We start from the raw sequence: 12,615 nt of genomic DNA, 5'->3' as shown, positions 1-12,615 counted from the left end.
GCTTTTTTATTTCGCCGCCACCAGACGAGCGGAAAGCGTCAGATTGCGTGAATGACCTTCATCGTGGGCAATGCGTTGTAGCATACGTTCAGCAAGGGTGTATCCCATTTCACGCGCGGGCGAACAGGCCCAGGTAATCGGGATATCGTCCAACGCGTTTTCCGCCACATCAGCGAATCCGGCCAACGATATTTGCTGTTCGAAATAGCGATCGACACCAATTTCGCCACTCTGACGTCCTGCTCTCATCAAGCCAAACCAGGCGCCTATGGCGATTATTTCGTTGTAGCACACCACCGCGCTGATCGTGGGATTGCGGCGTAACAGCGCCGTTACCTCTTCTGCGGCCTGCTTCTGGCTGGATGAACACTCCAGCACCCAGTCGCTATGAAACGGTAAACCATATTTTAGTAAGGTTGCACAATAACCGCCGACGCGCTCTGCGCGAGTCAATGAAGAACTCTGCCCGCCCAGCCAGGCAATACGCTGGTGTCCGTGGCGGATAAGATGTTCAACCAGTAACTGTGCAGCCTGCATGTTATCGGGCCTGACGGTGTCTGCGTCATCCATGTAGCTGGCGCGTGATGCAAATACCACCGGGATCCCTTTATCAGCGGCCAACTGTTGCAGTGCATCACTGCTGCCAGCGGCCCCGGCAATGACCACGCCATCTACCCCTTGGTTGAGTAACATCGCGAAACGCTGCGCCAGCTGCTCCCCATCTTTACCGCCGTGCAGTAAGAAGACCATGCGCCCCTGCGCTTCTAACGCTTCCGTCAGACCCGCCGTCAGCTCGGCGTAAAACGGCGTTGAAAGATCGCGTACAATCAAACCAACTACTCCGCTCTGCCCGCCGCGCAGCGCTGATGCCTGGCGGTTACGCACAAACCCCAGTTGCTCAATAGCAGCATTCACCCGTTCCCCAGTCGCTGATGAAATTCGCCCTTTTCCACTGAGCACCAATGAGACGGTGCTGACCGAAACCCCCGCAGCCAGCGCAACATCATGGATGGTTATTTTTTTGGCTATAGCCATAAAAACAGAAAACTCCCTGATAACGTGACGGATAAAACGTTTTATCAATCACTTATATTTATACCCCCTATTATCGTTCGATAATGTGATTTATACCGCACTAAAATTAGGTAAAACGTTTTATCTTCTCGCCATCATTAGTCAGCTAGCCTTTACAAGGAGTCGTTTGATGACGGCGAGAACCACACCAAAAATAACGTTATGGGAATTTTTCCAGCAGTTGGGCAAAACCTTTATGCTGCCTGTAGCGCTGCTCTCATTTTGCGGGATCATGTTGGGGATCGGCAGCTCGTTGAGTAGCCATGATGTCTTGACGCTGATCCCGGCGTTGGGGAATCCGGTGCTTCAGGCCATCTTTACCTGGATGAGTAAAGTTGGCTCATTTGCGTTTAGCTTCCTGCCAGTCATGTTCTGTATTGCCATTCCTCTGGGCCTGGCGCGCGAGAACAAAGGCGTTGCGGCGTTTGCCGGTTTTGTCGGTTATGCGGTCATGAACCTCGCCGTCAATTTCTGGTTAACCGCCAAAGGTATCTTACCCACCACAGATGCGGCGATCCTGAAAGCCAACAACGTGCAAAACATTCTGGGGATCCAGTCGATCGACACCGGGATCCTCGGTGCCGTTATTGCCGGGATCATTGTCTGGATGCTGCATGAACGCTTCCACAACATTCGTCTGCCGGATGCGCTGGCGTTTTTCGGTGGTACGCGCTTTGTGCCTATCATCTCCTCGGTGGTGATGGGATTGGTCGGGTTGGTCATTCCCTTGATTTGGCCAGTTTTCGCCATGGGCATTACCGGACTCGGTCACATCATCAATAGCGCGGGGGAATTTGGTCCTATGCTGTTTGGTACCGGTGAACGTCTGTTGCTGCCTTTTGGCCTGCACCATATTCTGGTGGCACTCATTCGCTTCACCGAAGCTGGCGGCACACAGGAAGTCTGCGGCCATAGCGTGAGCGGCGCACTGACTATTTTCCAGGCCCAACTGAGCTGCCCGACAACGCAAGGTTTCTCTGAAAGCGCAACACGTTTCCTGTCCCAGGGTAAAATGCCGACGTTCCTCGGCGGTTTACCGGGTGCAGCATTAGCCATGTACCACTGCGCACGTCCTGAAAATCGTCATAAAATTAAAGGGTTATTAATTTCTGGTCTGATTGCCTGTGTCATAGGCGGTACAACCGAACCACTCGAGTTCTTATTCCTGTTCGTCGCTCCGGTTCTGTATGTAATCCACGCCCTGCTAACCGGTCTTGGCTTCACCGTGATGGCAGTGCTTGGCGTCACTATCGGTAACACTGACGGTAACCTGATTGACTTCGTGGTGTTCGGCATCCTGCACGGATTGTCCACCAAGTGGTACCTGGTCCCTGTTGTCGCGGCTATCTGGTTTGCGGTGTACTACGTGATCTTCCGCTTCGCCATCACGCGTTTCAATTTGAAGACGCCGGGCCGTGAAGTCGAAATTGCCAGCAATATCGAAAAAGTAATGGCCGGAGCGCCTGGTAAATCAGGTTACAACGTCCCTGCTATTCTGGCGGCGCTGGGCGGCGCGGAAAACATTGTCAGCCTCGATAACTGCATCACCCGTCTGCGCTTGTCAGTGAAAGATATGTCGCTTGTTAACGTACAGGCTCTGAAGGACAATCGTGCCATTGGCGTAGTACAACTCAATCAGCATAACCTTCAGGTCGTTATCGGTCCGCAGGTCCAGTCAGTGAAAGACGAGATCGCGGTTCTGATGAACACCGTACAGGCTTAAGGACAAAAATATGTTTGATTTTTCAAAGGTTGTGGACAGGCACGGTACCTGGTGTACTCAGTGGGATTACGTTGCCGACCGTTTTGGTTCAGCCGACCTGCTGCCATTCACCATCTCCGATATGGATTTTGCCACCGCACCTTGCATTCTGGAGGCGCTGACTCAGCGCCTGTCACATGGCGTGCTGGGTTACAGCCGCTGGAAAAACGATGAGTTTCTGGCGGCGATAAGCCACTGGTTTCTTTCGCGGCATAACACTCAAATAGATCCTCAGTCACTGGTATATGGCCCCTCGGTCATCTATATGGTGTCGGAGTTGATCCGCCAGTGGTCATCCGTGGGCGATGCGGTGGTTATCCATACTCCGGCGTACGATGCGTTTTACAAAGCGATTGAAGGTAATCAGCGCCAGGTACGCGCAGTCGGACTGGAAAAACGCGCCGACGGCTGGTTTTGTGACATGGTTGCGCTGGAGAAAGCCCTGTCTCGACCTGAAAGCAAAATTCTTCTGCTTTGCAGCCCACAAAACCCAACGGGTAAAGTGTGGACGCGCGACGAGCTGGAAACCATGGCGGAACTGTGTCAGCGCCATGGTGTAAAAGTCATCTCTGATGAGATTCATATGGATATGGTATGGTCAGACCGACCGCACATCCCGTGGAGTAACGTCGCGCGTGGCAGTTGGGCACTGCTCACTTCCGGCTCAAAGAGTTTTAATATTCCGGCACTAACCGGGGCTTACGGACTCATTGAAGATGCTCAAAGCCGCAACGATTACCTCAGCGCGTTAAAAGGCCGCGATGGTCTTTCCTCGCCTGCGGTGCTGGCGCTTAGCGCACATATTGCCGCTTATCAACAGGGTGCAAGCTGGCTTGATGCGCTGCGCGATTATCTTGCCAGCAATCTGCATTACGTTGCGTGTGAGCTTAATGCCGCATTCCCCGAACTCAACTGGCAGATTCCGCAATCCACCTATCTGGCATGGATTGACCTGCGTCCGCTCAATATTGATGACCATGCCTTGCAGGATGTTCTCATCCACCAGCAGAAAGTCGCTATCATGCCGGGATATACCTACGGAGAAGAAGGTCGCGGTTTTGTACGCCTCAATGCCGGATGCCCAAGATCCAAGCTTGAAAAAGGCGTTCAGGGGCTGATTAACGCCATCCGTTCTGTACGTTAATTAAGTTTGCGCAATGAAATTATTCATTGCGCAACATAGCTTTTTATCCCGATTTTTTCATATAATACGACGCACTTTACCTAAATACACGAGTGCGACCATGATTGATACTTCCCTCCCCCTGACCGACGTCCATCGCCACCTTGATGGTAACATCCGTGCCCAAACGATCCTGGATCTGGGTCGTCAGTTCAATTTAACGCTTCCGGCACAAACGCTGGAGACGCTGATCCCTCATGTGCAAGTCACATCAACTGAGCCGGATTTAGTGAGCTTTTTATCCAAGCTTGACTGGGGCGTGAAGGTACTGGCCTCGCTGGATGCGTGTCGCCGCGTGGCATTTGAGAATATTGAGGATGCAGCACGTAACGGTCTGCACTATGTAGAATTACGTTTTTCACCCGGCTATATGGCGATGGCGCATCAGCTCCCGGTTGCGGGCGTGGTTGAAGCCGTCATTGCCGGCGTACGCGAGGGCTGCAAGACCTTTGGCGTCGAAGCTCGCTTAATTGGCATTATGAGCCGTACCTTCGGCGAAGCCGCCTGCCTGCAGGAACTGGATGCGCTGTTAGCCCACCGAGACCATATTACGGCACTGGATCTGGCGGGTGACGAACTGGGTTTCCCGGGCAGTCTGTTCCTGTCGCATTTCAATCAGGCGCGCGACGCCGGCTGGCGTATTACCGTGCATGCGGGCGAAGCCGCGGGACCAGAAAGTATCTGGCAGGCCATTAAAGAGCTGGGCGCAGAACGTATTGGTCACGGCGTAAAAGCCGTTGAAGATCGTGCATTGATGGATTACCTCGCCGAACACCGTATCGGCATCGAATCCTGCCTGACATCGAACATTCAGACCAGCACCGTCGCCTCTCTGGCAACCCACCCGCTGAAAACATTCCTTGAGCATGGCGTTTTAGCCAGCTTGAATACGGACGATCCGGCGGTACAGGGTGTGGATATTATTCACGAGTACACCATTGCCGCGCCAGCAGCAGGACTCACGCGCGAACAGATCCGTCAGGCGCAAATCAACGGCCTGGAAATGGCATTTCTGAGTAACGAAGAAAAACGTGCCCTGCGCGAGAAAGTCGCCGCAGCGTGACGGTTAAAGTGCCGGATGAGATGCTGAGCATCGCCATCCGGCATTTGCCTAATCAGGCAAGGCACAGCGTCGAGCGATGTTTCGCCGATTCAAGACCCAGCTCAATCAGCTCCATGATTTGAATAGCTTGTCTCGCCGGTACCGGGTTTTCACCGTGACCATTTAGCGCATCACGAATGCCAGCATAGTACGCCGGGTAATTACCCGGTACAGTCAGCCAGGTCTCTTCAACCTGCTCTTCGCCTTCTATTCGCGTCAACACGCCATCGCGCATGTCGTAACCCCAGTCTTCCTGAGGCAGTCGCTCGCCATTTTTCAGACGCTCTTCCTGCGGGTCAAGACCATACTTCACATAGCTGCCACGCGAACCGTGCACGATATAACGGGCCGACTCAGCGGCAGCGAGCATGGTGCCGTGCAGAATCACACGACGCTGCGGATAAGTCAGGATGGCATGGAAGTAATCCGTCGCTTGCGCACCTGGGCGGAGCTGAGCCAGGTCTACCGTCATGCTGACGGGCAAACCAAACAGGTTAATCGCCTGATCCAGAAGATGCGGTGCTAAATCATACCAGATGCCGCTTCCCGGCCCCCCCTGTTCACGCCAGCGATCACGAACCTGCGGGCGGAATCGATCGAAATGGGATTCGAAATACGCCACCTCCCCCAAAACGCCATCCGCCAGCAGGGCTTTCAACGTCAGAAAATCACTGTCCCAGCGGCGGTTATGGAAAACGGACAGCACGCGGCCAAGGCTACGCGCCAACGCATCCAGTTCGCGTGCTTGTGACAGTGTCACGGTAAAAGGCTTATCAACAACCACATGTTTGCCCGCTTCCAGTGCAGCCTTCGCTAACGGGAAGTGAGTGTCATTAGGCGTGGGGATCACAATCAGGTCGATATTCGGATCGTTAAAAAGGTGTTTAGGCTCAGCAACAACCGCCACCGTTGGCCAGTCTGCCTTCACTTTTGCTTCATCACTACTGGAAACCGCAGCCAGTTCGAGGCCCGGTGTGCCCACAATCAGGGGGGCATGGAAGGTTTTACTGGCGTAACCATAGCCAATTAGCCCAACGCGGATGTTGTCACTCATGTTATAGCCTCTCAATTCAGGACTGACCTATTTCACACCATACCCTGCAACGTCTCAATAGTTTAATAACCATTGCGCTACAAAGGTTGTTTATTAACTTAAGTCAAACATATGCCACTTATGCTTAACTTGCAGCGAAAAAGAGGGAGAAATCGTTCCCAATTATCTTGCTGTATTATTGAGAGATTAGTAACATTTGCAGCCTGTGTTTATGGATAAATCAAAGCAAATGTCATCAGTAATGAATCGTCTTATTGAATTAGCAGGTTGGATTGTTCTCACCGTCTCTGTGATCCTGCTGGGTGTTGCCAATCATATTGACAATTACCAGCCACCGGAGCCCGTTGCTGCTGTTCAGAAGAAATAAGCATCTGCAGTCCCTTATAACCCGGCAATTAACATCGAGTAACGGCAGGGTTTGGCTGCAAAAGATCGAATTTTGTCAAAAAAAGAGAATAATGCCGCATCCCACTCCGGTGCATATTGCCTGCTGTAGCGAAGCGCGTTACCCTTACCGCAGGTGCGCATAGCGCCTGCTTTTCCACAGGTATGAACACTCTTCTCACATTTGCGCGTCAATCCGCTTTTACCTGTGCATGTTGTTTATTATTTATATTTACTACTCCGTTGGTATTATTTTATTAATATGGATTTCCATTTATGACTGTTCAGGATTACTTATTAAAATTCCGCAAAATCAGTTCACTCGAAAGTCTGGAAAAACTGTTCGACCATCTTAACTACACGCTCACCGACGATAGCGACATTATCAATATGTATCGCGCTGCAGACCATCGCCGTGCCGAGCTTATCTCAGGAGGTCGTCTGTTTGATGTTGGTCAGGTACCCAAATCAGTCTGGCATTACGTGCAATAAAGAAGAAAGTAGCGCTCAACGTTAAAAGCTTTATAATAATTGCCCCAAAATGAATGGCATGTTTGATTGCGCGCGTAAACCTGGAGAAGAGATGACTACCACACCGGCACAACGTATCGGGGGCTGGCTACTTGGGCCACTGGCCTGGCTGTTAGTCGCATTGTTGAGCGCTTCGCTGGCGTTATTACTTTATGTCACTGCGCTGGCTACACCGCAAACCTTCCAAACGCTGGGTGCGTAAAGTACGGCAAATTTGCTGTTATGGGGCGTCTCTTTTATTACCGCGATTGCCATGTGGTATTACACGCTGTGGCTGACGATTGCGTTTTTCAAACGCAGAGCCTGTGTGCCTAAGCATTATATTCTATGGCTGCTGATCTCCGTGTTACTGGCGATTAAAGCGTTTGCGTTTTCACCGGTTCCGGACGCCTTTGCCGTGCGCCAACTGCTGTTCCCATTGCTGGCTGCAGCACTGCTGGTGCCCTATTTCAAACGCTCGCAACGCGTTAAATCGACGTTTGTGAATCCGTAATAACCCTACAGTTAACCTGTTGTCGCCTGTTGTAGATTGTCAGATAATAGGCGGCTTTTTTATTTCAGGCCGAAAAATGACTGATTACCTGCTGCTGTTTGTCGGAACTGTACTGGTCAATAACTTTGTACTGGTCAAGTTTCTGGGGCTCTGCCCGTTTATGGGCGTTTCCAAAAAACTGGAAACCGCAATGGGTATGGGCCTTGCCACGACGTTTGTCATGACACTGGCATCCATCTGCGCATGGCTGATTGACACCTGGATCCTCATTCCACTCAATCTCATCTATCTGCGCACGTTGGCTTTTATTCTGGTCATCGCCGTCGTCGTGCAATTTACCGAGATGGTTGTACGCAAAACCAGCCCTGCACTTTACCGCCTGTTGGGGATCTTCCTACCGCTGATCACCACTAACTGCGCGGTATTAGGCGTGGCGTTACTGAATATCAATCTCGGTCATAACTTTTTACAGTCGGCGCTATACGGTTTTTCCGCCGCCGTCGGTTTCTCGCTGGTGATGGTACTGTTCGCCGCCATCCGCGAACGCCTCGCCGTGGCGGACGTGCCTGCTCCGTTTCGCGGTAATGCGATTGCGCTGATTACCGCTGGTTTAATGTCATTGGCCTTTATGGGCTTTAGTGGTTTGGTGAAGTTGTAATGAATGCTATCTGGATTGCCGTTGCCGCAGTGAGTCTACTGGGTCTGGCGTTCGGCGCTATTTTGGGTTACGCCTCACGACGTTTTGCCGTCGAAGATGATCCTGTCGTGGAGAAAATTGATGAAATTCTCCCGCAAAGCCAGTGTGGACAATGCGGCTATCCGGGCTGTCATCCTTACGCTGAAGCGATCGGCTCTCAGGGCGAAAAAATCAACCGTTGCGCACCCGGAGGCGAAGCGGTGATGTTAAAAATTGCCGCCCTGCTGAACGTCGACCCGCAGCCGATTGATGGTGATGAACACGATGTTACCCCCGTGCGTATGCTGGCGGTCATTGATGAAAATAACTGTATCGGTTGTACAAAGTGCATTCAGGCCTGCCCGGTTGATGCGATCGTGGGCGCGACCCGCGCCATGCACACGGTGATGAGCGATCTCTGCACCGGGTGCAACCTGTGCGTTGATCCGTGCCCGACGCAATGTATCGAATTACGCCCGGTGGCCGAGACACCTGATAGCTGGAAATGGGATTTAAACACCATCCCTGTGCGCATCATTCCCGTGGAACAACATGTTTAAGTTATTCTCTGCATTCAGAAAAAACAAAATCTGGGACTTTGATGGCGGCATTCATCCACCAGAAATGAAGACCCAGTCGAACGGTACGCCGCTGCGACAGGTTCCGCTGGCGCCACGCTTTGTTATTCCGCTGAAACAACATATTGGCGCGGAGGGTGAGCTGTGCGTAAACGTTGGCGACACCGTGCTGCGTGGTCAGGCGTTAACCCTTGGGCGTGGTAAAATGCTTCCGGTACATGCGCCAACGTCAGGCACCGTTGTTGCTATTGCGCCGCATTCTACTGCACATCCATCGGCATTAGCTGAGCTGAGCGTTATTATTGACGCCGATGGCGAAGATCGCTGGATTGAGCGAGACGGCTGGGCCGATTACCGTTCCCGCAGCCGGGAAGAGCTGATCACACGTATTCACCAGTTCGGCGTCGCCGGACTGGGTGGCGCGGGTTTTCCCACCGGCGTTAAGCTGCAGGGCGGCGGAGATAAAATTGAAACGCTGATCATTAACGCTGCTGAATGCGAGCCGTACATTACGGCTGATGACCGCCTGATGCAGGACTGCGCGGCGCAGGTCGTCGAAGGTATCCGCATCCTGGCGCATATTCTTCAGCCACGCGAAATTCTACTGGGCATTGAAGATAACAAGCCACAGGCAATTTCCATGCTGCGCGCGGTGCTGGCTGATTCACACGATATCAGCTTACGCGTGATCCCCACCAAGTACCCGTCAGGCGGGGCCAAACAGTTAACGCAAATCCTGACCGGCAAGCAGGTTCCCCACGGGGGACGCTCTTCAGATATCGGCGTGCTGATGCAAAACGTTGGAACCGCCTACGCGATTAAACGTGCGGTGATTGACGGAGAACCGATTACCGAGCGTGTCGTGACGCTGACCGGCGAAGCCGTCAGCCGTCCGGGCAACGTCTGGGCGCGTTTAGGCACGCCGGTTCGTCATCTGCTCAACGACGCGGGCTTCTGCCCTTCCGCCGACCAGATGGTGATTATGGGCGGGCCGCTGATGGGCTTTACGCTGCCGTGGCTGGATGTACCGGTGGTGAAGATAACCAACTGTCTTCTGGCGCCCTCTGCCAGTGAAATGGGAGAAACGCCGGAAGAGAAAGGCTGCATTCGCTGTAGCGCATGCGCCGATGCCTGTCCGGCCGATCTCCTGCCGCAACAGCTTTATTGGTTCAGTAAAGGGCAGCAGCACGACAAAGCAACAGCGCACAATATCGCGGACTGCATTGAATGCGGTGCCTGCGCCTGGGTATGCCCAAGCAATATTCCACTGGTGCAGTATTTCCGTCAGGAAAAAGCCGAGATTTATGCCATTAGTCAGGAAGAAAAACGTGCCGCTGAAGCGAAAGCGCGATTTGAAGCCCGACAGGCGAGACTAGAACGTGAAAAAGCAGCTCGTCTTGAACGTCACAAAAGCGCTGCCGTTCAGCCTGCGGCTAAAGATCATGATGCCATTGCCGCCGCGCTGGCTCGCGTAAAAGAAAAGCAGGCTCAGGCAATGCAGCCGGTAGTCATTCAGGCTGGCGAAAAACCTGACAATAGTGCCGTGATTGCCGCACGCGAGGCGCGTAAGGCGCAAGCTCGCGCAACCCGGATGGAAAACCCTCCCCAAGCTGGAGGCAGCAGCACAGAGGTCGACCCGCGTAAAGCTGCAGTGGAAGCGGCAATCGCTCGTGCCAAAGCCCGCAAGCTTGAACAGGAAACCGTAACGGAAACAGCCGAACCGGTGGATCCGCGTAAAGCCGCCGTGGAAGCGGCTATCGCCCGCGCCAAAGCCCGCAAGCTTGAACAGGAAGCCGTAACGGAAACAGCCGAACCGGTGGATCCGCGTAAAGCCGCCGTGGAAGCGGCTATCGCCCGCGCCAAAGCCCGCAAGTTTGAGCAGGAAGCCGTAACGGAAACGGCCGAACCGGTGGATCCGCGTAAAACCGCCGTGGAAGCGGCTATCGCCCGCGCCAAAGCTCGCAAGCTCGAGCAGCAGACGGTTACGGAAACAGCCGAACCGGTGGATCCGCGTAAAGCCGCCGTCGCGGCCGCTATTGCACGCGCTCAGGCAAAGAAAGCCGCCCAGCAGCAGGTTGTAAACGAGGAATAAATGGTATTCAGAATAGCAAGCTCTCCTTATACCCATAACCAGCGCCAGACATCGCGTATCATGATGCTGGTGTTACTGGCTGCATTGCCGGGGATCGCCGCTCAGCTGTGGTTCTTTGGCTGGGGTACGTTGTTCCAGATAGTTCTGGCCGCCATCAGCGCTATCGCCGCCGAAGCGGGCGTGCTTAAACTGCGCAAACAACCCATTGTCGCGATTTTACAAGACAACTCCGCGTTGCTCACCGGGTTACTGCTGGCCGTGAGTATTCCCCCGCTCGCCCCCTGGTGGATGGTAGTTTTAGGCACGGTATTCGCCGTTATCATTGCTAAACAGCTGTATGGCGGCCTCGGTCAGAACCCGTTTAACCCCGCCATGATTGGTTACGTGGTGCTGCTTATCTCATTCCCGGTACAGATGACAAGCTGGCTGCCGCCGCATGAAATTGCGGCGACTGTGCCTGGTTTTTTTGACGCCCTGAACGTTATCTTTAGCGGACATACCGCCAGCGGCGGGGATATGAACACGCTGCGTATGGGTATTGATGGTATCAGTCAGGCAACACCTCTCGATACCTTTAAGACGTCGCTGCATGCGGGACGTACTGTTGAGCAGGTGATGCAATACCCAATCTACAGCGGCATGCTTGCAGGCGCTGGCTGGCAGTGGGTTAACCTTGCCTGGCTGGTGGGCGGCGTCGTGTTGCTATGGCAGAAAGCGATTCGCTGGCATATCCCGGTTAGCTTCCTGCTGTCGCTCGCAGTTTGTGCCACTTTAGGCTGGATTTTCTCGCCAGATTCGCTGGCCTCGCCTCAGTTGCACCTACTTTCCGGCGCGACCATGCTGGGTGCCTTCTTTATTCTTACCGATCCCGTTACAGCATCAACAACCAACCGTGGCCGCCTGATTTTTGGCGCACTTGCGGGCCTGTTAGTGTGGTTGATTCGCAGTTTTGGCGGTTATCCTGATGGCGTGGCTTTTGCCGTATTGCTGGCAAATATCACGGTTCCCCTGATTGATTATTACACCCGCCCTCGCGTGTACGGACATCGCTAAGGACTCCCTATGCTGAAAACGATTCGTAAACACGGTATTACTCTGGCGCTGTTTGCAGCGGGCTCGACGGGGTTAACCGCGGCAATCAATCAATTAACCAAGTCCACCATTGATGAACAGGCCGCGCTGCAGCAAAAAACGCTGTTCGATCAGGTTCTGCCAGGCGATCGCTACAATAATAACTTGTCCGAAAGTTGTTATCTGGTCGATGCGCAGGCGTTGGGCAAAGGCACTCACCGAGTGTATATTGCCCGCCAGGACGATCGTCCTGTTGCAGCAATTCTTGAAGCTACGGCGCCAGATGGTTATTCCGGGGCGATTCAACTGCTGGTTGGTATCGATTTTTCGGGAACCGTGTTGGGTACGCGGGTGACCGAACATCATGAAACGCCAGGGCTGGGTGATAAAATCGAACTGCGACTGTCCGACTGGATCACCCACTTTAGCGGCAAAACGATCGCTGCGGGTAACGACGCTCACTGGGCGGTGAAAAAAGACGGCGGCGACTTTGACCAGTTTACTGGCGCAACCATTACGCCGCGTGCGGTAGTTAATGCAGTAAAACGCGCCGGTTTGTATGCGCAGACGCTGCCCACGCAACTTCCTCAACTTAGCGCCTGTGGAGAATAAACC

12 protein-coding genes and 1 pseudogene are annotated in these 12,615 nt (G+C 53.4%); 11 read left to right on the top strand and 2 right to left on the bottom strand.

Annotated elements, in window-relative coordinates; genetic code table 11:
* Window positions 1-6: 6 nt before the first annotated feature.
* The gene (locus OGV75_RS15970; protein WP_016153014.1) at window positions 7-1,035 is read right to left on the bottom strand and encodes a Mal regulon transcriptional regulator MalI; all 1,029 of its coding nucleotides are present in this window, start codon (window positions 1,033-1,035) and stop codon (window positions 7-9) included.
* 169 nt (window positions 1,036-1,204) lie between these two features.
* On the opposite strand from OGV75_RS15970, the gene malX reads away from it, so the two are divergent.
* From malX to add, 3 genes are all read left to right on the top strand, one after another.
* Complete coding sequence (gene malX, locus OGV75_RS15965) at window positions 1,205-2,797, top strand: maltose/glucose-specific PTS transporter subunit IIBC (RefSeq protein WP_286480889.1); 1,593 nt, start codon at window positions 1,205-1,207, stop codon at window positions 2,795-2,797.
* A 10-nt stretch (window positions 2,798-2,807) separates the two neighbouring features.
* Window positions 2,808-3,980 (top strand): MalY/PatB family protein, encoded by a 1,173-nt coding sequence (locus OGV75_RS15960; protein ID WP_016153012.1) that lies wholly within the window; start codon window positions 2,808-2,810, stop codon window positions 3,978-3,980.
* Between the two features lie 100 nt (window positions 3,981-4,080).
* A complete protein-coding gene (add, locus tag OGV75_RS15955) occupies window positions 4,081-5,082 on the top strand; it encodes an adenosine deaminase (RefSeq protein WP_016153011.1) in 1,002 nt (333 codons plus the stop codon).
* A gap of 52 nt (window positions 5,083-5,134) precedes the next feature.
* On the opposite strand, the gene OGV75_RS15950 is transcribed toward add, so the two are convergent.
* Window positions 5,135-6,175 (bottom strand): oxidoreductase, encoded by a 1,041-nt coding sequence (locus OGV75_RS15950; RefSeq protein ID WP_016153010.1) that lies wholly within the window; start codon window positions 6,173-6,175, stop codon window positions 5,135-5,137.
* Window positions 6,176-6,416: 241 nt separating this feature from the next.
* Here OGV75_RS15950 and blr point away from each other — a divergent pair, with 241 nt between their 5' ends.
* The 8 genes and pseudogenes from blr to rsxG all read left to right on the top strand — a co-directional run bounded on the left by blr (window position 6,417) and on the right by rsxG (window position 12,612).
* Window positions 6,417-6,542 (top strand): division septum protein Blr, encoded by a 126-nt coding sequence (gene blr, locus OGV75_RS15945; RefSeq protein ID WP_019076739.1) that lies wholly within the window; start codon window positions 6,417-6,419, stop codon window positions 6,540-6,542.
* A gap of 293 nt (window positions 6,543-6,835) precedes the next feature.
* The gene (gene ydgT / locus OGV75_RS15940) at window positions 6,836-7,051 is read left to right on the top strand and encodes a transcription modulator YdgT (protein ID WP_003832804.1); all 216 of its coding nucleotides are present in this window, start codon (window positions 6,836-6,838) and stop codon (window positions 7,049-7,051) included.
* Between the two features lie 91 nt (window positions 7,052-7,142).
* A pseudogene (locus tag OGV75_RS15935) lies at window positions 7,143-7,583 on the top strand (DUF2569 domain-containing protein).
* Window positions 7,584-7,659: 76 nt separating this feature from the next.
* Window positions 7,660-8,241: an electron transport complex subunit RsxA gene (gene rsxA, locus OGV75_RS15930; RefSeq protein ID WP_003029144.1), complete on the top strand. Its 582-nt coding sequence runs from the start codon at window positions 7,660-7,662 to the stop codon at window positions 8,239-8,241.
* Window positions 8,241-8,819, top strand: coding sequence for an electron transport complex subunit RsxB (gene rsxB, locus OGV75_RS15925; protein WP_006684670.1), 579 nt, complete (start codon window positions 8,241-8,243; stop codon window positions 8,817-8,819). The genes rsxA and rsxB overlap by 1 nt, the downstream gene beginning before the upstream one ends.
* The gene (rsxC, locus tag OGV75_RS15920; RefSeq protein ID WP_286480887.1) at window positions 8,812-10,929 is read left to right on the top strand and encodes an electron transport complex subunit RsxC; all 2,118 of its coding nucleotides are present in this window, start codon (window positions 8,812-8,814) and stop codon (window positions 10,927-10,929) included. The genes rsxB and rsxC overlap by 8 nt, the downstream gene beginning before the upstream one ends.
* Window positions 10,930-11,982 (top strand): electron transport complex subunit RsxD, encoded by a 1,053-nt coding sequence (rsxD, locus tag OGV75_RS15915; protein WP_137397051.1) that lies wholly within the window; start codon window positions 10,930-10,932, stop codon window positions 11,980-11,982.
* Between the two features lie 9 nt (window positions 11,983-11,991).
* Complete coding sequence (gene rsxG, locus OGV75_RS15910; protein WP_286480886.1) at window positions 11,992-12,612, top strand: electron transport complex subunit RsxG; 621 nt, start codon at window positions 11,992-11,994, stop codon at window positions 12,610-12,612.
* Window positions 12,613-12,615 lie beyond the last annotated feature (3 nt).

The sequence above is a fragment of the Citrobacter sp. Cb028 genome (assembly GCF_030336705.1).
GTDB lineage: Bacteria > Pseudomonadota > Gammaproteobacteria > Enterobacterales > Enterobacteriaceae > Citrobacter > Citrobacter braakii.
Note: the sequence above shows the minus strand (reverse complement) of the source record. Positions and strands in the feature narration are given on the sequence as shown.

Excerpts from the sequence above, each read along its gene's own strand:
- OGV75_RS15970 (WP_016153014.1), bottom strand. The coding sequence starts at position 1,035 with ATGGCTATAGCCAAAAAAATAACCATCCATGATGTTGCGCTGGCTGCG.
- malX (WP_286480889.1), top strand. The coding sequence starts at position 1,205 with ATGACGGCGAGAACCACACCAAAAATAACGTTATGGGAATTTTTCCAG.
- OGV75_RS15960 (WP_016153012.1), top strand. The coding sequence starts at position 2,808 with ATGTTTGATTTTTCAAAGGTTGTGGACAGGCACGGTACCTGGTGTACT.
- add (WP_016153011.1), top strand. The coding sequence starts at position 4,081 with ATGATTGATACTTCCCTCCCCCTGACCGACGTCCATCGCCACCTTGAT.
- OGV75_RS15950 (WP_016153010.1), bottom strand. The coding sequence starts at position 6,175 with ATGAGTGACAACATCCGCGTTGGGCTAATTGGCTATGGTTACGCCAGT.
- blr (WP_019076739.1), top strand. The coding sequence starts at position 6,417 with ATGAATCGTCTTATTGAATTAGCAGGTTGGATTGTTCTCACCGTCTCT.
- ydgT (WP_003832804.1), top strand. The coding sequence starts at position 6,836 with ATGACTGTTCAGGATTACTTATTAAAATTCCGCAAAATCAGTTCACTC.
- rsxA (WP_003029144.1), top strand. The coding sequence starts at position 7,660 with ATGACTGATTACCTGCTGCTGTTTGTCGGAACTGTACTGGTCAATAAC.
- rsxB (WP_006684670.1), top strand. The coding sequence starts at position 8,241 with ATGAATGCTATCTGGATTGCCGTTGCCGCAGTGAGTCTACTGGGTCTG.
- rsxC (WP_286480887.1), top strand. The coding sequence starts at position 8,812 with ATGTTTAAGTTATTCTCTGCATTCAGAAAAAACAAAATCTGGGACTTT.
- rsxD (WP_137397051.1), top strand. The coding sequence starts at position 10,930 with ATGGTATTCAGAATAGCAAGCTCTCCTTATACCCATAACCAGCGCCAG.
- rsxG (WP_286480886.1), top strand. The coding sequence starts at position 11,992 with ATGCTGAAAACGATTCGTAAACACGGTATTACTCTGGCGCTGTTTGCA.